Source organism: Herbaspirillum sp. GW822-FHT03A08, from assembly GCF_058801885.1.
Genome location: NZ_JBXANR010000003.1, coordinates 192,994 through 212,393 on the forward strand (window position 1 = coordinate 192,994; position 19,400 = coordinate 212,393).

At 57.8% G+C, this 19,400-nt stretch carries 18 protein-coding genes and 3 tRNA genes; 18 read left to right on the plus strand and 3 right to left on the minus strand.

All coding sequences use genetic code 11. The features are described from left to right. Positions 1 to 63: 63 nt before the first annotated feature. From AC1RN6_RS10030 to AC1RN6_RS10070, 9 genes are read left to right on the plus strand one after another with little or no spacing between them, the layout of a single operon-like run. Positions 64 to 807, plus strand: coding sequence for an ABC transporter permease (locus tag AC1RN6_RS10030; protein ID WP_094563271.1), 744 nt, complete (start codon positions 64 to 66; stop codon positions 805 to 807). 14 nt (positions 808 to 821) lie between these two features. Beyond that, positions 822 to 1,628, plus strand: a complete 807-nt coding sequence (locus AC1RN6_RS10035) for an ABC transporter ATP-binding protein (RefSeq protein WP_493005038.1) — start codon at positions 822 to 824, stop codon at positions 1,626 to 1,628. After that, positions 1,628 to 2,542 (plus strand): alpha/beta hydrolase, encoded by a 915-nt coding sequence (locus AC1RN6_RS10040; protein WP_493005040.1) that lies wholly within the window; start codon positions 1,628 to 1,630, stop codon positions 2,540 to 2,542. The genes AC1RN6_RS10035 and AC1RN6_RS10040 overlap by 1 nt, the downstream gene beginning before the upstream one ends. Positions 2,543 to 2,577: 35 nt before the next feature. Beyond that, the gene (locus AC1RN6_RS10045) at positions 2,578 to 3,507 is read left to right on the plus strand and encodes a dihydrodipicolinate synthase family protein (protein WP_493005042.1); all 930 of its coding nucleotides are present in this window, start codon (positions 2,578 to 2,580) and stop codon (positions 3,505 to 3,507) included. Position 3,508: 1 nt separating this feature from the next. After that, a complete protein-coding gene (locus tag AC1RN6_RS10050) occupies positions 3,509 to 3,883 on the plus strand; it encodes a RidA family protein (RefSeq protein WP_493005043.1) in 375 nt (124 codons plus the stop codon). A 5-nt stretch (positions 3,884 to 3,888) separates the two neighbouring features. Then, a complete protein-coding gene (locus AC1RN6_RS10055) occupies positions 3,889 to 4,482 on the plus strand; it encodes a malonic semialdehyde reductase (RefSeq protein WP_493005045.1) in 594 nt (197 codons plus the stop codon). An 11-nt stretch (positions 4,483 to 4,493) separates the two neighbouring features. Continuing rightward, positions 4,494 to 5,297: a sulfite exporter TauE/SafE family protein gene (locus AC1RN6_RS10060; protein WP_493005047.1), complete on the plus strand. Its 804-nt coding sequence runs from the start codon at positions 4,494 to 4,496 to the stop codon at positions 5,295 to 5,297. Positions 5,298 to 5,341: 44 nt separating this feature from the next. Next, the gene (locus tag AC1RN6_RS10065) at positions 5,342 to 5,764 is read left to right on the plus strand and encodes a VOC family protein (protein WP_493005048.1); all 423 of its coding nucleotides are present in this window, start codon (positions 5,342 to 5,344) and stop codon (positions 5,762 to 5,764) included. 60 nt (positions 5,765 to 5,824) lie between these two features. Then, a complete protein-coding gene (locus AC1RN6_RS10070; RefSeq protein ID WP_493005049.1) occupies positions 5,825 to 7,786 on the plus strand; it encodes a methyl-accepting chemotaxis protein in 1,962 nt (653 codons plus the stop codon). Positions 7,787 to 7,858: 72 nt separating this feature from the next. Here AC1RN6_RS10070 and AC1RN6_RS10075 read toward each other — a convergent pair whose 3' ends face one another. Further along, positions 7,859 to 8,653 carry a uracil-DNA glycosylase family protein gene (locus AC1RN6_RS10075; RefSeq protein WP_493005050.1) on the minus strand — a complete coding sequence of 265 codons (795 nt, stop codon included), beginning with the start codon at positions 8,651 to 8,653 and terminating at the stop codon, positions 7,859 to 7,861. A 131-nt stretch (positions 8,654 to 8,784) separates the two neighbouring features. Further along, positions 8,785 to 10,878 (minus strand): excinuclease ABC subunit UvrB, encoded by a 2,094-nt coding sequence (gene uvrB / locus AC1RN6_RS10080; RefSeq protein WP_493005051.1) that lies wholly within the window; start codon positions 10,876 to 10,878, stop codon positions 8,785 to 8,787. Between the two features lie 115 nt (positions 10,879 to 10,993). Between uvrB and AC1RN6_RS10085 the strand changes: the two genes are divergently transcribed. The 6 genes from AC1RN6_RS10085 to AC1RN6_RS10110 all read left to right on the plus strand — a co-directional run bounded on the left by AC1RN6_RS10085 (position 10,994) and on the right by AC1RN6_RS10110 (position 15,236). Then, a complete protein-coding gene (locus AC1RN6_RS10085) occupies positions 10,994 to 12,214 on the plus strand; it encodes an amino acid aminotransferase (RefSeq protein ID WP_493005052.1) in 1,221 nt (406 codons plus the stop codon). A gap of 94 nt (positions 12,215 to 12,308) precedes the next feature. Beyond that, positions 12,309 to 12,384 (plus strand) — tRNA-Asn (locus AC1RN6_RS10090). Between the two features lie 199 nt (positions 12,385 to 12,583). Continuing rightward, positions 12,584 to 12,659 (plus strand) — tRNA-Asn (locus AC1RN6_RS10095). Between the two features lie 116 nt (positions 12,660 to 12,775). Continuing rightward, complete coding sequence (locus tag AC1RN6_RS10100; protein ID WP_493005054.1) at positions 12,776 to 13,228, plus strand: Rrf2 family transcriptional regulator; 453 nt, start codon at positions 12,776 to 12,778, stop codon at positions 13,226 to 13,228. Positions 13,229 to 13,498: 270 nt separating this feature from the next. After that, positions 13,499 to 14,746: an MFS transporter gene (locus AC1RN6_RS10105; RefSeq protein ID WP_493005056.1), complete on the plus strand. Its 1,248-nt coding sequence runs from the start codon at positions 13,499 to 13,501 to the stop codon at positions 14,744 to 14,746. 106 nt (positions 14,747 to 14,852) lie between these two features. Beyond that, the gene (locus tag AC1RN6_RS10110) at positions 14,853 to 15,236 is read left to right on the plus strand and encodes a DUF427 domain-containing protein (protein ID WP_493005058.1); all 384 of its coding nucleotides are present in this window, start codon (positions 14,853 to 14,855) and stop codon (positions 15,234 to 15,236) included. Between the two features lie 29 nt (positions 15,237 to 15,265). On the opposite strand, the gene AC1RN6_RS10115 is transcribed toward AC1RN6_RS10110, so the two are convergent. Continuing rightward, the gene (locus AC1RN6_RS10115) at positions 15,266 to 16,801 is read right to left on the minus strand and encodes a PAS domain-containing sensor histidine kinase (protein WP_493005060.1); all 1,536 of its coding nucleotides are present in this window, start codon (positions 16,799 to 16,801) and stop codon (positions 15,266 to 15,268) included. A gap of 284 nt (positions 16,802 to 17,085) precedes the next feature. Here AC1RN6_RS10115 and AC1RN6_RS10120 point away from each other — a divergent pair, with 284 nt between their 5' ends. The 3 genes from AC1RN6_RS10120 to AC1RN6_RS10130 all read left to right on the plus strand — a co-directional run bounded on the left by AC1RN6_RS10120 (position 17,086) and on the right by AC1RN6_RS10130 (position 18,961). Next, positions 17,086 to 17,472 (plus strand): hypothetical protein, encoded by a 387-nt coding sequence (locus AC1RN6_RS10120; RefSeq protein ID WP_493005062.1) that lies wholly within the window; start codon positions 17,086 to 17,088, stop codon positions 17,470 to 17,472. A gap of 101 nt (positions 17,473 to 17,573) precedes the next feature. After that, positions 17,574 to 17,650, plus strand: a tRNA-Pro gene (locus AC1RN6_RS10125). Between the two features lie 525 nt (positions 17,651 to 18,175). Beyond that, a complete protein-coding gene (locus tag AC1RN6_RS10130) occupies positions 18,176 to 18,961 on the plus strand; it encodes a phage tail protein (protein WP_493005064.1) in 786 nt (261 codons plus the stop codon). The last annotated feature ends 439 nt before the right edge of the window (positions 18,962 to 19,400 follow it).

Here is a 19,400-nt window from a genome sequence, read left to right on the forward strand (position 1 = left end):
TGACGCAGCAGGAAGGGAGCGTTCGCGCCCATGATTTCAAAAAATGAAAGCAGGAGGAGACAAATGAAACGCTGGATAGAGGCCATCGTTTTCTGGGGCGCGTTTGCGCTCTTGTGGGAATACGGCGTCGCCGCGCTCGGCGTGCGGCGCTATCTGCTGCCGCCGCTGAGCGCTGTGGTACTGGCAGGCTGGGATGCGCGCGACATGGTCGTCAGCGACACCTGGGTGACACTGACCGAAGTGCTGGTCGGCTTCGTCGCAGCGGTGGCCGGCGGCGTACTGCTGGGCATGCTGATTCATTTCAGCGACTTCACGCGGCGCACTTTGTATCCCTTTATCGCCGCGCTGCAAAGCATGCCGAAGATCGCGCTGGCGCCGTTGATGATCGTCTGGTTCGGCTATGGCTTTGCGTCCAAGATTGCAGCGACTTTTCTGTTTGCTTTTTTTCCGGTGGTGATCGCGACGCTGGGCGGCCTGTCGGGCATCGCCGCCAATCTGGATGAACACTTCCGCGCACTCGGCGCCTCGCGCTGGGACACCTTCTGGCGTCTGCATGTGCCGGCGGCGCTGCCCAGTTTCATCGACGGCATCAAGATCTCCATGCCGCTGGCGGTGATCGGCGCCATCGTCGGCGAGTTCATCGGTTCGGAAGAAGGCCTCGGCCATCTGATCACGCTGGCGACTGCCAACGCCAAGACCGATCTGATGTTTGCGGCGATCCTGGTCATCACGGTGCTGGCGACTTTCCTGTACTGGATTGTGGAAGTGGTGTCGCGCCTGGTGTGGTGGCGCGGGAAGGCGGTGTAACGATGGGACAGACAATGACGCTCAGAAACCTGAAAGCCGTACCTGCGGAAGAAACCATGAACGAGTCCGGCGCCATCTGCGTACGCAATGTAGTGAAACGCTATCCCGGCAAGCACGCCGTCAATGCGCTGGAGGATGTATCGCTGACGATCCGCGAACGTGAATTCGTCTCCATCCTCGGTCCCAGCGGCTGCGGCAAGAGTACTTTGCTGCGCATCGTCGCCGGCCTGGTGCCGCACAACGAAGGCGAGGTGCTGGTCAACAACAAACCGGTCAAGGGACCGTCGCCGGAGATCGGTGTGGTCTTCCAGACCAGCAACATGCTGCCATGGCTGACCGTGGAAAAGAACATGATGCTGGGAGCGCAACTGCGCAAGCTGCCGGCGGAGCAGACCGCAGAGAAAGTGCGCGGCCTGATCAAGATGCTCGGCCTGTCCGGCTTTGAACACAATCATCCCCATCAGCTGTCGGGCGGCATGCGCCAGCGCGCGTCGATCGGCCAGATCCTAGCGCTCGATCCCGGCATCCTGCTGATGGATGAACCCTTCGGCGCGCTCGATGCGCTGACGCGCGATTTGCTCAACGTTGAGTTGCTGCGCATCTGGCAGGAACGCATGCAGACCGTCATGCTGATCACGCACAGCATCCAGGAGGCGGTTTTCCTGTCGGATCGCGTGCTGGTGATGTCCGGGCGCCCGGGCCGCATCCTGCATGACATCAAGATCGACTTGCCGCGTCCGCGCCTGCCGGAAAACATCAAGGGCAATCCGCGCTACGGCCAGTACATCGCCGAGATCAGCAAGATCATGGGAGTCTACTGATGCAGGACAAGGTTTTCCCCGGATTGTCAGACCAAAGCGCCGCTGCCTTGCTGGCGCTGGGGCCGGTCTGGCGCAACGACATCAATCTTCATCGCCAGACAGTGGTCGATATTTATACGCCGCTGCTCAATGCCGTCGGCAAGGACGGCATCATCGTCACGCGCGATATCGCCTATGGCGAGCATGTGCGTCAGAAACTCGACGTCTATCTGCCGCGCGGTGCTTCCACGCAGCGGCGTCCGGTGGTGATGTTTGTACACGGCGGCGCTTTCCTGCGCGGCAATATGAACTCCAACGAGCAGATCTACGGCAACGTGCTGTACTACTTCGCTCGCCAGGGCATGGTCGGCATCAACGTCGAATATCGCCTTGCGCCGGAAGCGCCGTACCCGGCCGGTTCTGACGATGTCGCTGCTGCAGTGGCGTGGGCGAAGGCGCACGCGCATGAATACGGCGGCGATTCTGATCAGATCATCCTGATCGGTCACTCAGCCGGCGGCGCGCATGCCGCCAGTTACATCGCCGATCCGCGCGCGCGTCCGGCGGCAGGGCATGGTGTGGCCAAGCTGGTGCTGATCAGTGCTCGCCTGCGCGCCGACGTGCATGCCGACAATCCCAACGCGGGTGGCGTCAGGGCTTACTGGGGTGAAGACGCAGATCGGTATGAGCAAGTCTCACCGGTAACGTATGCGGCCAACATCGACGTGCCGCTGATGATCGCCGTCGCCGAGCATGAGAATCCTTATCTCGATGTGTATGCGGCCGAGCTGTTCTGGCGCGTCAGCCAGGCGCGCGGAAGAGCGCCGCGTTTCGTGCAGGTGCGCCATCACAACCACACTTCCATCGTCGCCCATATGGATACGGACGACGACATGCTGGGTCGGCAGATTCTCGATTTCATCGCGACCACCTGATCGGCCAGAGATCGTTTCATTCTGAGAGAACCTTTATGAGCACATTGAGCAAGTCATCTGCCGTACTGTCCGGCGTATTCGCACCGGTGGTTACACCGTTCAAATCCGACCTGAGCGTCGATACCGATCTGTTCATCCGCCACAGCCGCTGGCTGCTCAGCCAGGGCACAGGACTGGCGATCTTCGGCACCAATAGCGAAGCCAATTCGCTGACCGTTGCCGAGCGCAAGCAATTGCTCGATCGCCTGATCAGCGAAGGACTGGATCCTGCACGCATGTTGCCGGGTACTGGTTGCTGCGCCCTCGACGACACCGTCGCACTGACGCGCCATGCCGTCGATGCCGGTTGCGCCGGCGTGCTGATGCTGCCGCCGTTTTATTACAAAGGCGTTTCCGACGATGGCCTGTACAAGTACTACGCCGAGGTCATTGCGCGCGTCGATTCGCCCAGGCTCAGGCTTTACCTGTATCACATCCCGGCCTTCACCGGCGTGCCGATCACGCTGACCTTGATCGAACGTTTGATCAAGAATTTTCCCGAGACTGTGGTCGGCATCAAGGACAGTTCCGGCGATTGGGACAACGTCGCCGCGATGCTGAAAGCGTTTCCCGGTTTTGCGATTTTTCCGGCATCCGAATCCTTCCTGTCGCGCGCGCGTCCGCTGGGCGCCGCCGGTTGCATCTCGGCTACAGCCAATATCAATCCGGCAGGCATCAGCAAGCTGGGTGCCGATTGGAACAAGGATGGCGGTAAGCAATTGCAGCAGCAGGCCGACGCCGTGCGCCAGATCTTCCAGCGCTATCCGATGATCGCCGCGCTCAAATTCGCCACCGCGCATTACAGCGACAACCCTGTGTGGGAAAACGTTCGTCCGCCACTCAGCGGCCTGAGCGCGGAAAACAAATCGCAGCTGCTGGCCGAGCTGAAGCAGATCGGTTTCGGCATGCCGGGACTGGCAGGCTGACATGGCGGGCACTGCGACACAAACCAAACCGCTCGGCAAATATCCTTACGTGAGGCGCGGCGGCGACTACCTCTTCGTCTCGGGGATGAGCGCACGCCTGGCCGACGGCAGCGTACCGGGCGACGTGCGCGAACAGACGCATGTCGTCATCGGAAAAATCCGCGACGCCTTGCAGACCGTCGACGCGGATCTCACCGACTGCGTGGCCATTACCAGCTATCTGGTGAACATGCGCGATTTCGACGGCTATAACGCCGTCTACGGCGAATATTTCAGCGAGCAGGGACCGACCCGCACCACCGTGGCCGTACATCAACTGCCGCATCCCGACATGCTGGTGGAACTGACCGCGACCGCCTACAAACCGATCAGGTGAATACGATGAACGACATGATTTCCGACCAGGCGCTGGACCGCTTGTTTCGCCAGGCGCGCACGCAGAACGGCTGGCTGCCGGAAAAAGTCAGCGACGACGATCTGCATCAGATTTACGCGCTGATGAAGCTTGCGCCGACCAGCGCCAATTGTTCGCCTGCGCGCGTCCTGTTTTTACGTACCGAGCAAGCGAAGGAGCAACTGCGACCGGCACTCAATCCAGGTAACGTGGAGAAAGTCATGACCGCGCCGGTGGTGGCGGTCATCGCCTACGACACGCAGTTCTACGACTTGCTGCCGCAACTGTTTCCGCACAATCCCGGCATGCGCGATCTGTTCGCGTCCAAGCCGGCGCTGGCCGAAGCCACCGCGTTTCGCAACAGCAGCCTGCAGGGCGCCTACCTGATGCTGGCGGCGCGCAGCGTAGGTCTCGACGTCGGCCCGATGTCGGGTTTCGATGCGGACAAGCTCAATGCCATCTTCTTTGCAGATGGCCGTTATCGTGTCAACTTCCTTTGCAATCTCGGCTACGGCGATACAAGCAAGTTGTTTCCACGCAGTCCGCGTCTCGATTTCGATCAGGCCTGTCAACTACTCTGAGTTTTCTTCTCATGCAATTTCTTCCCGAACTGATTTCTTACCTCGCGCTGGGCGCGGCCACCGGCGTGCTGGCCGGCTTGCTGGGCGTTGGCGGCGGCACTGTGATCGTGCCGGCGCTGGTGTTCATCTTCGCCGCGCACGGTTTTCCTTCCGACTACGTACAGCATATGGCGCTGGCGACCTCGATGGCGTCGATCCTGTTCACGTCGGTGTCCAGCCTGCGCGCCCATCACGCGCGCGGGGCCGTTGACTGGGCCATCGTCAGGCGCATCACGCCGGGCATCATGCTGGGAACCTTGCTCGGGGCCTGGCTGGCATCGCAGATGTCGAGCCAGTTGCTTAAGATGATCTTCATCGCGTTCGCCTATTTTGTAGCGGCGCAGATGCTGCTCAACCTGAAACCGAAAGCCAGCCGGCAGTTGCCGCAGACACCGGGATTGTTCGGTGCAGGCGGCGCCATCGGTGTGTTCTCCAGTTTCGTCGGCATTGGCGGCGGCACTTTATCCGTGCCGTTCATGACCTGGTGCAATGTGCAACTGCATACGGTGATCGGCACCTCGGCCGCGCTGGGTTTTCCGATTGCGCTGGCGGGGACGATTGGCTTTGTCGTCAATGGCTTGCGCGTGGAGAATCTGCCATCGCCCAGTGTCGGCTTCGTCTACCTGCCGGCGCTGATCGGCATTGCGGTGGCGAGCGTGTTCACCGCACCGCTCGGTGCGCGTATGGCGCATGCCTTGCCGGTCGCCAGGCTAAAAAAATTGTTTGCATTGATGCTGATCGCAGTCGGCACAAAGATGCTGATCGGGATGCTATAAGTCGCGGGGCATTTTTCAGCGATTTCTTTTTTACGGAACAGAACATGAACGCATTGCATCCATTTCACCTGGCTTTTTTTGTACGCGATCTCGACGAAGCGCGTGCTTTCTATGGCGGCGTGCTGGGTTTCTCGGAAGGCCGCAGTACCGGGCGCTGGGTCGACTTCGATTGCATGGGACACCAGCTGTCGCTGCATCTGAAAAAGGAACTGGTGGTGCCGCAGGGCGCCGGCAACGTCGACGGCAACAACGTGCCCATCCCGCACTTCGGCATCATCCTCGATCAGGCATCGTGGGAAGCACTGGCCGGGCGTATTGCGGCGGCCGGCGTGCAATTCATCGTCGAACCGCAGACCCGTTTCAAGGGCGAACCGGGAGAACAGTCGACCATGTTCTTTCAGGATCCGTCGGGCAACTCGCTGGAGTTCAAGGGCTTTGCATCGATGAATCAGATTTTCGCAAAATGATCCATTGAGCAATTTACTAAGCAATTCATTAAGCACGCTGCATCACTCAGGGGAAATACCATGCTGTCCTCGCTTCGCACCCGGCTGATTGTCATTTGCGTCCTGATCGTGGCGTTCGCCATGATCGCCTTAAGCGCCGCCAATATTGTCAGCGTGCGACGCGATACGCTGGATGCACTCAATATCCAGATGGAGCAGCTCACCGGCAGCCACGCTGCCAATATTGCCGATTGGGTGCGCAGCAAGCGGACGATCACCGGGTCAATGAAGCAGGCGCTCAGGCAGAGCGATGTTGTTCCCATCATCGCTGCCGCCAAGGAAGCCGGTGCGTTCGATGATGCGTACATTGCCTACCCGGATAAACGCATGCTGGCGCTGCACGACATGCCGCCCGGTTACGACCCGACCGGACGGCCCTGGTATGTGCAGGCGATGAATGCCGGCGCGCCGGTGCTGACGGTACCGTATGTCGATGCCACCACCGGCAAGCTGGTAGTGACGTTTGCCGAAGCGGTCGGCGGCAAGGGCGATCTCAAGGCGGTGGTCGGCTCTGACGTGCAGCTCGACAATGTCGTGCGCAATGTGGCCGGCATCAAGCCGACGCCGGCCAGCTTTGCCTTCATCGTCGGCAAGGACGGCGTGATCATCACGCATCCGAACAAAGAACTGGCACTGAAGCCGGTCTCGGCGCTCGATCAGTCGCTGACGCCGCAAACGCTGTCAGCGATGGAACAGCAGGGCGGCGAGGTGAAGATCAACGGCGTCAGAGAGCTGGTCTACGTTCGTGCAATCGAAGGCACCGACTGGTCGCTGGTGGTGGCGCTTGATTACGCCGAGGCCACGCATTCGATCCGCTCCCTCGTCGTCACGTCGGTGATAGCGGCAATTCTGGCGATCGCCGCCGCCGCAGGCCTGCTGACCTGGACCATCACCAGCTTGCTGAAGAGGTTGGGACTGGTGCGCGATGCGCTGGAAGACATTGCCTCCGGCGAGGGAGATCTGACCTGCCGCCTCAATGCAGACGGCCGCGACGAACTGTCGCAGATTGCCGGCGCGTTCAATCGCTTTACCGGCAAGATTGCGGCGACGCTGCTGGAAATCCGGCACGCCAGCGAATCCGTCAAAACCTCATCGAGCGAAATCGCCCGCGGCAATCTGGACCTGTCCGGCCGCACAGAGCAGCAGGCAGGCTCACTGGAAGAGACGGCGTCGGCGATGGAAGAACTCACCTCCACCGTCAAGCAGAATGCCGACAACGCGCGTCAGGCCAACCAGCTTGCCGTGTCCGCATCCGAGGTGGCGGTTCAGGGCGGAGCGGTAGTGGCGCAGGTGGTCGATACCATGGGATCAATCAACGCCTCGGCGCGCAAGATCGTCGATATCATCAGCGTGATCGACGGCATCGCTTTTCAGACCAATATTCTTGCGCTCAATGCGGCAGTAGAAGCGGCGCGTGCCGGTGAACAGGGGCGTGGTTTTGCAGTGGTGGCGTCGGAGGTGCGCAGTCTTGCTCAACGCAGCGCTACCGCAGCCAAGGAAATCAAGACGCTGATCGATGCATCCGTGCATGCGGTCGACACCGGCAGTCAATTGGTGGAGCAGGCCGGCAATACCATGACCGAAGTGGTGTCCAGCGTGCGTCGCGTGACCGGCATTGTCGGTGAGATCACAGCTGCCAGCCAGGAGCAAAGCACAGGCATCGCCGAGATCGGCCGCGCCATCACGCAGATGGACGAGGCGACGCAGCAGAATGCCGCGCTGGTGGAGCAGGCTGCCGCTGCCGCGCAATCCTTGCAGGATCAGGCTGCGCACTTGGCAGACATCGTGGCCGAATTCAAGCTCGATGACCGGGTGGTCGCGCCAGTCGCTCTTGCAGCCAGGCGCGCTGTCGATATCACGCCGCCCGTGCCGGTCATCAGGAAAGAGGTCGCGAAGCTTGCTGCCGCCAAGCCCAAGACTCCCGGCGAGAGCAAGCCGGTTAAAAGCGGCAGTGATGAGAACGGATCCTGGGAAGAGTTTTAAACACGGCGGGTAAAAATAAAAAGGCGTCGGTAAGGTACCGACGCTTTTTTATACGCGCAACGGAAGTGTTTTCTATGCCTGTTTCTTCAGCAGGTGCATGTCGCCGAACAGCTTCTGCATGCCGCTGTGAGCGATGAAGGTGAGGTTGTAGGGATGCTCGGCGACGGCGCGAGGGAAGCGCTCCACGACCGGCAAGCCGTGCAACTGTTCCGCTATCTTTCCCCACAGGACCAGTGTCGGCAGCGTCTTCTTGCCGGCTTCGGCATGTTCCGCCAATCCTTTCAAGACGGTCTCAAAGAATGGTTTCCAGGCCTTGGCGTCCTTGACCGGCGCCACGTGCGTGCGGAACACCAGGCTGGCGTTAAGCAGCAGGAAGCCTTGTGCAGTCAGGTTGTCCTGGAGGTCGGACAGCGTCTGGATTGTGCCGGCAGTGTCGGCCTGCGCCTGGGCGGCGATATCGAGCAGGGCGTCGCCGCTGGTGTTGTCAACGGAGACCTTGCCGTCCGCGACCAGCAGCATCTTCATGAAGTTGCGCAGCGAGGTGGCGCGATTGACTTGTTTGGACAAGCCCTTGTCCGACCACAGCGATCCGACTGCGCCATCCATGAAGCACACCCCGGTGGCGCTGGCTGCGCGCGGATACGGACCTTCACCGACCAGTACGTAACGCACCTTGTCGATCGGCTGCAGGAAGGCGGCAAAGAGGCGGCCATCCGTCGGCAGATAGGTGACGTCTTCCACCAATGCCGGCAAATAGGCCGGGTCTTTGTCGGCGATTGCTTGCAGGCCGGTTTTCAGGATGGCTTGCCAGGAAGGATCGGCAGAGGCGCAGAGATCGAGCAGGGCGGAAGGAACGGTAGCCGGCATGAGAAGTATCTTGTGAATGGAGTCGGTAAATAAAAAGCTGCCCGCATGATACGCCAATGCGAAATCAATGCGGGCAGCTCCGGATGCTTCGTTCTGTTTGAATGAAACTGCGTGAAACTGAGTGAAACGCGTCAGGCCACCGCCACGTTATCGTCACCCGCAGCGCCGAACAATTGCTGCTTGAGCTGATGCAACTGATCGCGCACCTTCGCAGCCTTTTCGAACTCCAGGTTCTTGGCGTGATCCAGCATGAGTTTTTCCAGGCGCTTGATTTCCTTGCTGACCTGCTTTTCGCTCATGGCCTCGTAGTTGGCCTGTTCTTGCGCGACCATCAGTTCGACACGCGCTTCCTGCGGGCTGTAGACGCCGTCGATGAGTTCGCGGATTTCTTTCTTGATGCCCATCGGCGTGATGCCGTTGGCTTCGTTGAAGGCGACCTGCTTGGCCCGGCGCCGTTCAGTTTCGCCGATGGCGCGGTGCATCGAGTCGGTGACCTTGTCGCCGTACAGGATCGCCATGCCGTTGAGGTTACGCGCGGCGCGGCCGATGGTCTGGATCAGGCTGCGCTCGGAACGCAGGAAGCCTTCCTTGTCGGCATCGAGGATCGCCACCAGCGACACTTCCGGGATGTCCAGACCTTCGCGCAGCAAGTTGATGCCGACCAGCACGTCGAAGGTGCCAAGACGCAGATCGCGGATGATTTCCACGCGTTCGACGGTGTCGATATCGCTGTGCAGGTAGCGCACCTTGATGCCGTTGTCGCTCAGGAATTCCGTGAGCTGCTCCGCCATACGTTTGGTCAGCGTGGTCACCAGCACGCGCTCGTTCTTTTTGACGCGGATGGTGATTTCCTGCATCAGGTCATCGACCTGCGTGGTGGCGGGGCGCACCTGAATGAGGGGATCCACCAGACCGGTCGGGCGCACCACTTGCTCGACCACCTGATCGGCGTGGCTGTTTTCGAAATCCGCCGGCGTGGCCGAGACGAATACGGTCTGGCGCATCTTGCCCTGGAACTCGTCGAACTTCAGCGGACGATTGTCGAGCGCTGACGGCAAGCGGAAACCGTAGTCGACCAGGTTGGTCTTGCGCGCGCGGTCGCCGTTGTACATGCCGTTCAGCTGACCGATCAGTACGTGCGACTCGTCGAGGAACATGATCGCGTCTTGCGGCAGGTAGTCGACCAGCGTCGGCGGCGGATCGCCGGCCTTGGCGCCGGAAAGATGGCGCGAGTAGTTTTCGATGCCTTTGGTGAAGCCGATCTCGGTCATCATCTCGATGTCGAAGCGGGTGCGCTGTTCCAGACGCTGTTCTTCGATCAGCTTGTTTTCCTTGCGGAAAAATTCCAGGCGCTCGCGCAGTTCGTCCTTGATGGTTTCGATGGCGCGCAACACGGTGGCGCGCGGCGTGACGTAGTGCGAACCGGGATAGACGGTGAAGCGCGGAATCTTCTGGCGCACGCGGCCGGTCAGCGGGTCGAATAGTTGCAGGCTGTCGATTTCGTCGTCGAACATTTCGATGCGCACCGCCAGTTCGGCATGTTCCGCCGGGAACACGTCAATGGTGTCGCCGCGCACGCGGAAGGTGCCGCGGCCGAAGTCGACTTCGTTGCGCGAGTATTGCATCTGGATCAGGCGGGCGATGACGTCGCGCTGGCTGACCTTGTCCTTGGCGCGCAAGGTCAGGATCATCTGATGGTATTCATTCGGATTACCGATACCGTAGATGGCGGAAACAGTTGCCACAATCACAACGTCGCGGCGCTCCATGAGCGACTTGGTGCAGGACAGGCGCATCTGTTCGATGTGCTCGTTGATCGAAGAATCTTTTTCGATGAACAAGTCGCGCTGAGGTACGTAGGCTTCCGGCTGGTAATAGTCGTAGTAGCTGACGAAATATTCGACCGCATTCTGCGGAAAGAACTCACGAAATTCGCTATATAACTGCGCCGCCAGCGTTTTGTTCGGTGCGAAGACGATCGCAGGCCGGCCGAGGCGGGCGATGGTATTGGCCATCGTGTAGGTCTTGCCCGAACCGGTAACGCCGAGCAAGGTCTGGAAGAACAGACCGTCATTGACGCCTTCGACCAGCTTGTCGATCGCTGCGGGCTGATCGCCGGCAGGCGGGAAGGGCTGGTACAGGCGGTACGGCGAATCCGGGAAAGTCAGGAACTTACCCTCGTCGAGAGTAGGGGCAACGGTACTTAGGGGGGATAAATCAGCCATTGTCATTCGACCTTTGGTAAAATTATGCGTTGCAAAACGGTGCTCGGCTCGCGGCTTTGCCCTGCATCCATCCCGACTGCAATCACTTTTGCAGCTAACTTTTTATGTTATCACGATGAACGCACCTCTCTCAGCCTCCTCCCTTTTCACCGCCATCGAAATGGCGCCACGCGACCCTATTCTCGGCATTACGGAAGGTTTCAATGCCGACAAGAATCCAGGCAAGACCAACCTCGGCGTCGGCGTCTATTACGACGATAACGGCAAGGTGCCGCTGCTGGAGTGCGTGAAAAAAGCGGAAGCTGAACTGGCAGCCAAACTGGCGCCGCGTACTTATCTGCCGATCGATGGTCTGGCAACGTACGACAAGGCAGTCCAGGAATTGGTATTTGGTGCCGACAGCGCGGTTGTTCAAGAGAAGCGTGCAATCACCGTGCAAGCCCTGGGCGGCACCGGTGCACTGAAGCTGGGCGCCGACTTCCTGAAGCATTTTTCGCCGGCAGGCACCCAAGTCTGGATCAGCGATCCAAGCTGGGAAAACCACCGTGCACTGTTTGAAATGGCGGGCTTTACCGTCAACAACTATCCTTACTATGATGCGGCCACTCGCGGCGTGAACTTCGCCGGCATGCTGGATGCGCTCAAGACCATGGCTGCTGGCTCGGTCGTGCTGCTGCATGCATGCTGCCACAATCCGACCGGCGCTGATCTGACGGCCGATCAATGGACGCAAGTGATCGAAGTCGTGACATCGCGCGGCCTGATTCCTTTCCTCGACATGGCTTACCAGGGTTTTGGCGACGGCATCGAAGAAGACGGCAAGGTGGTGCGCCGCTTCGCCGAAGCCGGCGGTCCGCTGTTCGTGTCGAACTCGTTCTCGAAGTCGTTCTCGCTGTATGGCGAACGCGTTGGCGCACTGAGCATCGTCGCCGCCACCAGCGAAGAAGCCGGCCGCGTGCTGTCGCAATTGAAGCGTGTCGTCCGCACCAACTATTCCAACCCGCCGATCCACGGTGGTCAGGTTGTCGCGACTGCGCTGGCATCGCCGGAACTGCGCGCACTGTGGGAAAGCGAACTGGCCGAGATGCGTGTGCGCATCCGCGAAATGCGCCAGCTGCTGGTTGCCAAGCTGAAAGAAAAAGCGCCATCGCATGATTTCGATTTCGTCATCAAGCAACGCGGCATGTTCTCGTACTCGGGCCTGACCAAGGCGCAAGTCGAACGTCTGCGTAACGAGTTCTCGATCTACGCTGTCGACACCGGCCGTATCTGCGTCGCTGCGCTGAACACCAAGAACATCGACGCCGTCGTCGACGCCATCGCTAAAGTTCTCTAAAAAGGGGAGCGCATTCCGGCCATGAAAGTGGCCGGGATGCAAAAAGGTTTTGACAGTAAGTAAAATTCCGGTCATAATCTTTTTCTCAGCTGTTCCCTTGATAGCTCAGTCGGTAGAGCGACGGACTGTTAATCCGCAGGTCCCTGGTTCGAGTCCAGGTCGGGGAGCCAAAAAATTCGAAAAGCCTCGCATCCGTGCGGGGCTTTTTCAATTTCGATAGAAGTGAAATCCTCTTCTTCGAAGTGTATTTTTCTGATGCCACACATTGAGTGAAAGTGTGGCGGCATGATGTGAGCCAAAGTTGTCAATTTCTTCTGCAAAGTTCTGGCGGGGAAATAAAAATTAGTTCATAATCGCGCCCTCAGCTGTTCCCTGATAGCTCAGTCGGTAGAGCGACGGACTGTTAATCCGCAGGTCCCTGGTTCGAGTCCAGGTCGGGGAGCCAAAAAAATTTGAAAGCCTCGCATTCGTGCGGGGCTTTTGCTTTTTGCGGTCGGAATCATGTCTGGCATGAAAGTCGCATAAGCATATTTGGTGAAGTTAGTTGACTTCAGTATCTGTATGGAATATAACTACAGTATGAAGTCGAGTCGATTTGCCGTGGCGGCACACATATTGGTCAGCGTCGAGCACGCGACCAGGGAGGGGAAAGAGTTTCTCCCCTCGTCTGCCATTGCGACCAGCGTCAATACCAATCCTGTGTTCGTGCGCGAATTGCTGTGCAGGCTGTCGAAAGCGCATCTGGTGGTGACGAAGGAAGGCCGTGGCGGCGGTGCCCAGTTGGCGCGGCCGGCTTCGCAGATCAGTCTTGCGGAGATTTACCAGGCGGTCGAAGAAGAGCCGGTGCTGAAGCACAATACGCGACCCAAGGATTTATGCTGCCCCGTCAGCTGCGGCATGGACATGGCGTTGGAGCCGGTGATCACCGAGGTCGAAAGCGCGATGCTGAAAATATTGAAGGGCAGAAAACTGTCCGAGCTTGTGAATAAAATTTCTGACGAAGTCGAATCTTAGACTTCGCATATAACGAGACAAGCTGCACCTGAAAAGAAGGATCCTCTGAGGTCCTAATTTTTACTTCATAACTGTCACTAAAAATAAGACAGTTTAAATAATCAAGTGATGCCGATGGTATTTCATCAGCATCACAGGCGACGAAACAAGGAAGCAAGCGAATGCAGTCAGTGCAGCCGGCGCAAGCCGTTTGCCGGAGCAGCATTCGATCAAGATTAATCGGCTCGGCGCTGGGGCGGCGCAAGAGCAAACAGAGTTCAGGAGTTTTATATGGAAAAGAATATCGCGGTAGGCGGCGTGCAAGATGGCGTTGCGCACGATCCGCTCAGCGCGGCCGAAAACGCGGCGTCGCCGTTGCGGTCATGGCTGTCGGTAGTATCGGTGGCGATCGGCGCTTTTGCGTTCGTGACGACTGAGTTCTTGCCGGTCGGCTTGCTGCCGCAAATCGCGCATGACCTCGGCGTTTCGCCAGGCACCGCCGGTCTGATGGTGACAACGCCGGGCGTGGTCGCGGCCATCTCGGCGCCCGGTCTGATGCTGGGAGCAGGGCGCATCAATCGCCGTTTCATTCTGCTGATGTTGTCGGTGCTGTTGCTGGCATCGAATCTGGTGTCGGCGTTTGCACCTTCGTTCGGCGTGATGCTGCTGGGCCGTGCGCTGCTTGGCGCGGCATTGGGCGGTTTCTGGACGCTGGCGCTGGCGACTGCCGGACGTCTGGTGAAGCAGGAGCATGCAGCGAAAGCCACCGCAATGATCCTGAGCGGCGTGACCTTTGCGACCGTGATCGGCGTGCCGCTGGGCACCTTCATCAGCGGTCTGTCGTCCTGGCGTGCTTCGTTCATCGCGACCGGTATCCTGGCTGCGTTGGCGCTGGCGGCGCAGACCTTGCTGCTGCCATCCTTGCCTTCCAAGGCAGCGATTCGCTTCCGTGATCTCACCACGCTGGTGAGTCGCGCCAATCCGCGCAAGAGTCTGCTGATGGTGGCGCTGGTGTTCGGCGCGCACTTTTCCTCGTACACCTATGTCGCGCCTTTCCTCGGTCAGAATGGCTTCAGCCTGTCGGCAATCACCACCGTGCTGCTGGCATTCGGCTTTGTGGGCTTCGTCTCCAATCTGGCGATCTCGGCAGTGGTGACGCGTCACCTGCAGGCATCGTTGTTCGGCATGGTGACCATTCTGATGATCGCCTTGCTGTGCCTGCCGCTGGTGCATGCTTCCAGCTTTGGCGTGACCGCCATGGTGATTGCCTGGGGCATCGCCTTCGGTGCGATTCCACTGTGCCTGAGCATCTGGCTGCAGCTGTCGTCGCCGGATCTGCCGGAAGCCGGTTCGGCGCTGTTCGTCAGCATTGTGCAGGTAGCGATTGCCGTTGGCTCGTTCGTCGGTGGTGTCGTGGTGGATGCAGTCGGCATTCCTTCCACGATGTGGCTGGGAAGCGCGCTGGGATTGCTGGGACTGGTGGCGATTGCCAGCTTCGGGATGAACAACAAGAATCTTGCCGATACCCTTCATAAGTAATTAAGCAAATGAAAAGGCTTGCAGATCAAACGCTGCAATCCTTTTTTATTTCCACTAACTTAGCGTCTCTATTGGCGATAGCGCGGATAGAGCAGGAGCAAATATCATGAATGCCAGAACCGTCAAAATCCCCGGGCCCGATCATCCGATCAATATTGAGTCAGGCAAGGCGCGCGTTGTTGTTACGTTGGGCGGTCGTACTGTAGCCGATTCCATTTCGGTACTGACGTTGCGTGAAGCGGCGTATCCTCCGGTGTATTACATTCCGCGCAAAGACGTAGACATGTCGCTGCTGGAGCGCACCGAACACAACACCTATTGTCCATACAAAGGCGAATGCGCGTACTACAGCATTCCATCGGGAGGCGAGCGTTCGGTCAATGCGGTGTGGAGCTATGAGGAGCCGTATCCGGCCGTCGCAGCGATCAAGGATCACGTCGCGTTTTATCCTGACCGGGTCGATGCGATCAAGGTTACGGAAGCCGGCTGAAACACAGGTGATGCAGGCCGCAGCCGGCTTCAATCCTTACGTCGCAAAGTCTTTGCCAGATCTGACAGCTGATAAGGCTTGTTGAGAAAAGAAAATCCGTACACGTTGCCCTGCGTTGCGTTCAGGCCGGGCAGGGGATAGCCGGATGCGAGAATGATTTTGGTGTCCGGATACTGTTCACGCGTCAGCCGGGCCAGCTCCACGCCGCTGATGCTGTTGGGCATGACTACGTCACTGAACAGAATGTCGACCGATGTGCGCTCCAGCACCTCCAACGCTTCGGCGCCGCTGGTGGCGGTGAGCGCCTCATAGCCAAGCGTGCGAAACAGCTCGGCGGTCACTTCCAGCAAGTCCAATTGATCATCGACGATCAGCACTGTTTCAACGTCGAGACGCTCGTCGCTGCGATTGCGTGCAGTATGGCTTTCCAGCATCGGCAGATAAATGGAGAAGGTCGAACCCAATCCGGCTTCACTGCTGATGACGATGTCGCCTTCCGATTGTGTGATGAAACCGTAGACCTGGCTCAGACCAAGGCCTGTGCCTTCGCCCGGCGGCTTGGTGGTGAAGAAGGGTTCGAATGCATGCGCGATGACGTCGGGTGTCATGCCGATGCCGCTATCTATGACGCGAATCTCTGCATAGAGTCCGGCAGCCAGGGTGTTGACGGCTTTATCCTTCAGGCGAATCCGATTAGTGCTGATCGCCAGTTGTCCACCTTCCGGCATGGCCTGGCAGGCGTTGACGACGAGATTGAGCAAAGCCGTTTCGAATCGTGCAGCGTCGATCTTGACGGGAATCGCGCCGGGATCCAGCTGCAGCTTGAACTGGATGGACGAGTTGCCCGCGCGTCGCAGCACTGATTCGAAATCGTTGATCAATGCATTGAGGTCATATTCTTCCGACTGCAATGGCTGTTGCCGGGCGAACGAGAGCAGCTGCTGCGTCAGGCTGGCGCCGCGCGAGATGGCGCGCCGCATGCTGTCGAGCGTGCGCGATCCCTGCAATTCCGGATGCTGCGCAACCAGCACATCCATACCGCTGGAGGCAACGGCGAGCAAGTTGTTGAAATCGTGTGCGACGCCGCCGGTGAGTTTTCCCAGCGCTTCCATTTTTTGAGATTGAAACAGGGCTGCATTGGCTTGCGCCAGCGCAGCGGCAGCCTGCTGCTTCTCGGTGACGTCGCGCGTGATTTTGGCGAAACCGAGCAGTTCGCCATTTTTCTTCGTGATCGGATCGATGACGACGCTGGCCCAGAAGCGTGTTCCATCCTTGCGGACCCGCCAGCCTTCGTCTTCGAACTTGCCTTCCGTGATGGCGATACGCAGCGCGCGCGCAGGTAATCCGGCATTCTGGTCTTCGGAGGTATAAAAGCGTGAAAAGTGTGTACCAAGAATTTCCTGCTCGGTATAACCCTTGAAGCGTTCGGCACCGCTGTTCCACGTGGTGATGTTGCCGTGGATATCCAGCATGTAGATTGCATAATCGCGGATTGAGGATACCGCGAGCTGAAGCCGCTCGGCGTCCGTCAGTTCCGCGTCGCTGGGAAATTCATCACCTGTCATCTGGCTCGTTCCTTCAAATGGTCCATCAGGCGAAATCAGCGCCGATTATTGAAAAACCTGGCTATCCTGGTGCTCGAGGTGTTCGAGGTGCACCGGCAAGATGCTAAGTATTGTGACCCGGACAAGCTTTTGACGCAATTACTGTTACGACATTGATTTGCTGCGCCGGGGGAGAGCTTGTTAAAAGAATATGACACCGTTTCAGTGAGATGCGTTGTCGCCAGGCTAAAGATCTGGCATTGCCGTCCGTTAATTGAAAGATACGAGTGTGCAATGGATGTGACATGAAAATTGATACGAGTAGCAATACGCAGAGTGATGTCTACGAAGCGAGTTCCGTCGGCGGCAAGGAACTCCCCGCAAATCAGAATAACCAGAGCCGCGCAAGCCCGTCGACCGACACGGTGACGTTGTCGGATGAGGCGATGCAATTGGCGAGCGGATTTTCCGACCTGGCGGCAGCGGTCGCCGCATTGCCTGTCGCGGCGGCGCCGCAACCGCAATCTGCTGCTCATCGCAAGCAGAAAAACAGCGGCCTGTCGCCGATGCTGGATGTGGACGCCTTCCGCCTGATCCGCGACAAATTGCGCTCACAGAACCTCGGGCTGCAAGAGCCTGACGACGTTACAAAAAAAGTGAAAGACGCCAGGCAGGAAGAGACCAAAATCTGACGACGCATGGCTTGCCGGCGTCTGGCATCGCTGTTTTATCCAATGTATCGAATGTTGGCAGAGACAAAACAAATTTCACTCTGCTATAATTGCCGGCTCGTCGGGGCGTAGCGCAGCCTGGTAGCGTACTTGCATGGGGTGCAAGGGGTCGAGTGTTCGAATCACTCCGTCCCGACCAATAGAATCAAAGGCTTACAGAGAAAATGTGAGAATAGGCAGCACCGGATATTAGATCTTGTCTAATCTAATATCCGGTGCTGTTTTGCTTTGTGGGGCCTGATTCTTCAATTTGAAATTTCCAATTCCAAAAGAAGGTGAAACCGTAAGCATTTTTCACCAAAGTCCAGCGCTATTTGCAATTAAGCTGCATCTCCTCACTTCCACTACTACTGAACTGGCCAAGCGCCTTGCGGTTGAGGTGTGTAGGCATATTCAGCAATGCGAAGTTCTATTCCGGAAAATCAACGCGGCATCGGTTGTTCCATGGGGCGACGTGAGACTTGAGAGGCTGAGGTACGGCGTCGTTTCGCCATGAAAGCAGTGAGAGTCCGGAAGGCCCCGTGGCATAACTGGCTGGAGATCTTGGCTTGTGCTGTCACGGAAGATGCCTCTTCAACCTACGCAGAATCTACGATGATGGGTCATGAAAACGTAACCATCTCAGACTATATTTAATGGCTTTGATTAATCCCGATCGAAGTCATTGAAACCTATCTATGTTGGAATAACAAAAAATATGACAACTGCATATACGGCATCAAATAACGTTCCACTTTCTGTGCTTCCGAATATCAATGGGATAGTCCAGAAGTTCGTGGCGTCGACAACGAATTCATCAGATGCGACCTACGCTCCGGATGGTTTGGCAGCGGCTCCGATTTTTGGGCTTGGCGGACTAGCGCTGCAGGGAGACGAAATCGTCGCTGGCGGCATTGCGACCATTGTTTCCTACATCGGCCCCCTATTAAATTCAGGGACATTGTGCTGGGTCTTGCTGGAGTGTGAAGGAGGTGCTCAGCAAGTAGCAAATGCTACTCATAGCCAGCACGCAATAACCAGGGCTCAAGTGCAAGCGCTCATCGCACAAGCCGTTCCTGCCGGTACTATCATCGATTTTTCTGGCACTAGCGCGCCGACTGGATACCTTGCTTGTCCGACTACTCAAACGAATATTTCGCGTACGACGTATTCTGCGCTATTTGCTGCAATTGGTACTACGTGGGGCGCCGGCGATGGCAGTACGACCTTCGGACTGCCATGGTTTCCCGTAGATTATGCTTCTGCTCAGGCCAATGGAAACGTTGGTAGTCAGACGGTAGGGCAGGTTATTTCGCATTCTCATTCTGGAGCCTATTTCCGGGGAGACGGAGGATCATATGCTGGACCTCCGTTTGGTTCAGAGGTTAAACCGGACGGGGTGATTACAAGTACTGGCGGCGCAGCCAATTTGGCCGCATCTGTGCGCGTTTTAAAATGCGTGAAAGTTTAAAAATTGCATTCGATGCCCTTGCCAGAGATTTCAGTTAGTGCGCGGTTCTTACGCACGTGATTAATCTTCTCTGGACGGATGAGGTATTTTCCACCTTCAGGCTATCTTTTTAGGCCGCATGTTAGGTGGTGATAGGTTTGCCCACTATCGATATATCGATAGTGGGCTTTTTTCTCTCAGCGTCTCTCTGTAAAGCAAAGTTGCCTACCAGCAGGTATGGCGCAACAGGTATATAAAGATGATGTTTGGCAGGCCGTGAACGCATCGTCCCGTGGATTCTTCATCGATCGCTCCGGCATAAGCTACACGTAAGTTATGCCTTGTAAGCTGCCCTGAAAATAGGGGGAGACTGCGCGCCGGATTGCATAAATAGAAATCAAGGGCGAACCGGATCGGCGTATCAGATCTCCTTTCAGATAAGTTGTTCGGACGACATCTG

Coding starts and splice junctions, on each gene's coding strand:
- AC1RN6_RS10030 (WP_094563271.1), top strand. CDS start 64: ATGAAACGCTGGATAGAGGCCATCGTTTTCTGGGGCGCGTTTGCGCTC.
- AC1RN6_RS10035 (WP_493005038.1), top strand. CDS start 822: ATGACGCTCAGAAACCTGAAAGCCGTACCTGCGGAAGAAACCATGAAC.
- AC1RN6_RS10040 (WP_493005040.1), top strand. CDS start 1,628: ATGCAGGACAAGGTTTTCCCCGGATTGTCAGACCAAAGCGCCGCTGCC.
- AC1RN6_RS10045 (WP_493005042.1), top strand. CDS start 2,578: ATGAGCACATTGAGCAAGTCATCTGCCGTACTGTCCGGCGTATTCGCA.
- AC1RN6_RS10050 (WP_493005043.1), top strand. CDS start 3,509: ATGGCGGGCACTGCGACACAAACCAAACCGCTCGGCAAATATCCTTAC.
- AC1RN6_RS10055 (WP_493005045.1), top strand. CDS start 3,889: ATGAACGACATGATTTCCGACCAGGCGCTGGACCGCTTGTTTCGCCAG.
- AC1RN6_RS10060 (WP_493005047.1), top strand. CDS start 4,494: ATGCAATTTCTTCCCGAACTGATTTCTTACCTCGCGCTGGGCGCGGCC.
- AC1RN6_RS10065 (WP_493005048.1), top strand. CDS start 5,342: ATGAACGCATTGCATCCATTTCACCTGGCTTTTTTTGTACGCGATCTC.
- AC1RN6_RS10070 (WP_493005049.1), top strand. CDS start 5,825: ATGCTGTCCTCGCTTCGCACCCGGCTGATTGTCATTTGCGTCCTGATC.
- AC1RN6_RS10075 (WP_493005050.1), bottom strand. CDS start 8,653: ATGCCGGCTACCGTTCCTTCCGCCCTGCTCGATCTCTGCGCCTCTGCC.
- uvrB (WP_493005051.1), bottom strand. CDS start 10,878: ATGGCTGATTTATCCCCCCTAAGTACCGTTGCCCCTACTCTCGACGAG.
- AC1RN6_RS10085 (WP_493005052.1), top strand. CDS start 10,994: ATGAACGCACCTCTCTCAGCCTCCTCCCTTTTCACCGCCATCGAAATG.
- AC1RN6_RS10100 (WP_493005054.1), top strand. CDS start 12,776: ATGGAATATAACTACAGTATGAAGTCGAGTCGATTTGCCGTGGCGGCA.
- AC1RN6_RS10105 (WP_493005056.1), top strand. CDS start 13,499: ATGGAAAAGAATATCGCGGTAGGCGGCGTGCAAGATGGCGTTGCGCAC.
- AC1RN6_RS10110 (WP_493005058.1), top strand. CDS start 14,853: ATGAATGCCAGAACCGTCAAAATCCCCGGGCCCGATCATCCGATCAAT.
- AC1RN6_RS10115 (WP_493005060.1), bottom strand. CDS start 16,801: ATGACAGGTGATGAATTTCCCAGCGACGCGGAACTGACGGACGCCGAG.
- AC1RN6_RS10120 (WP_493005062.1), top strand. CDS start 17,086: ATGAAAATTGATACGAGTAGCAATACGCAGAGTGATGTCTACGAAGCG.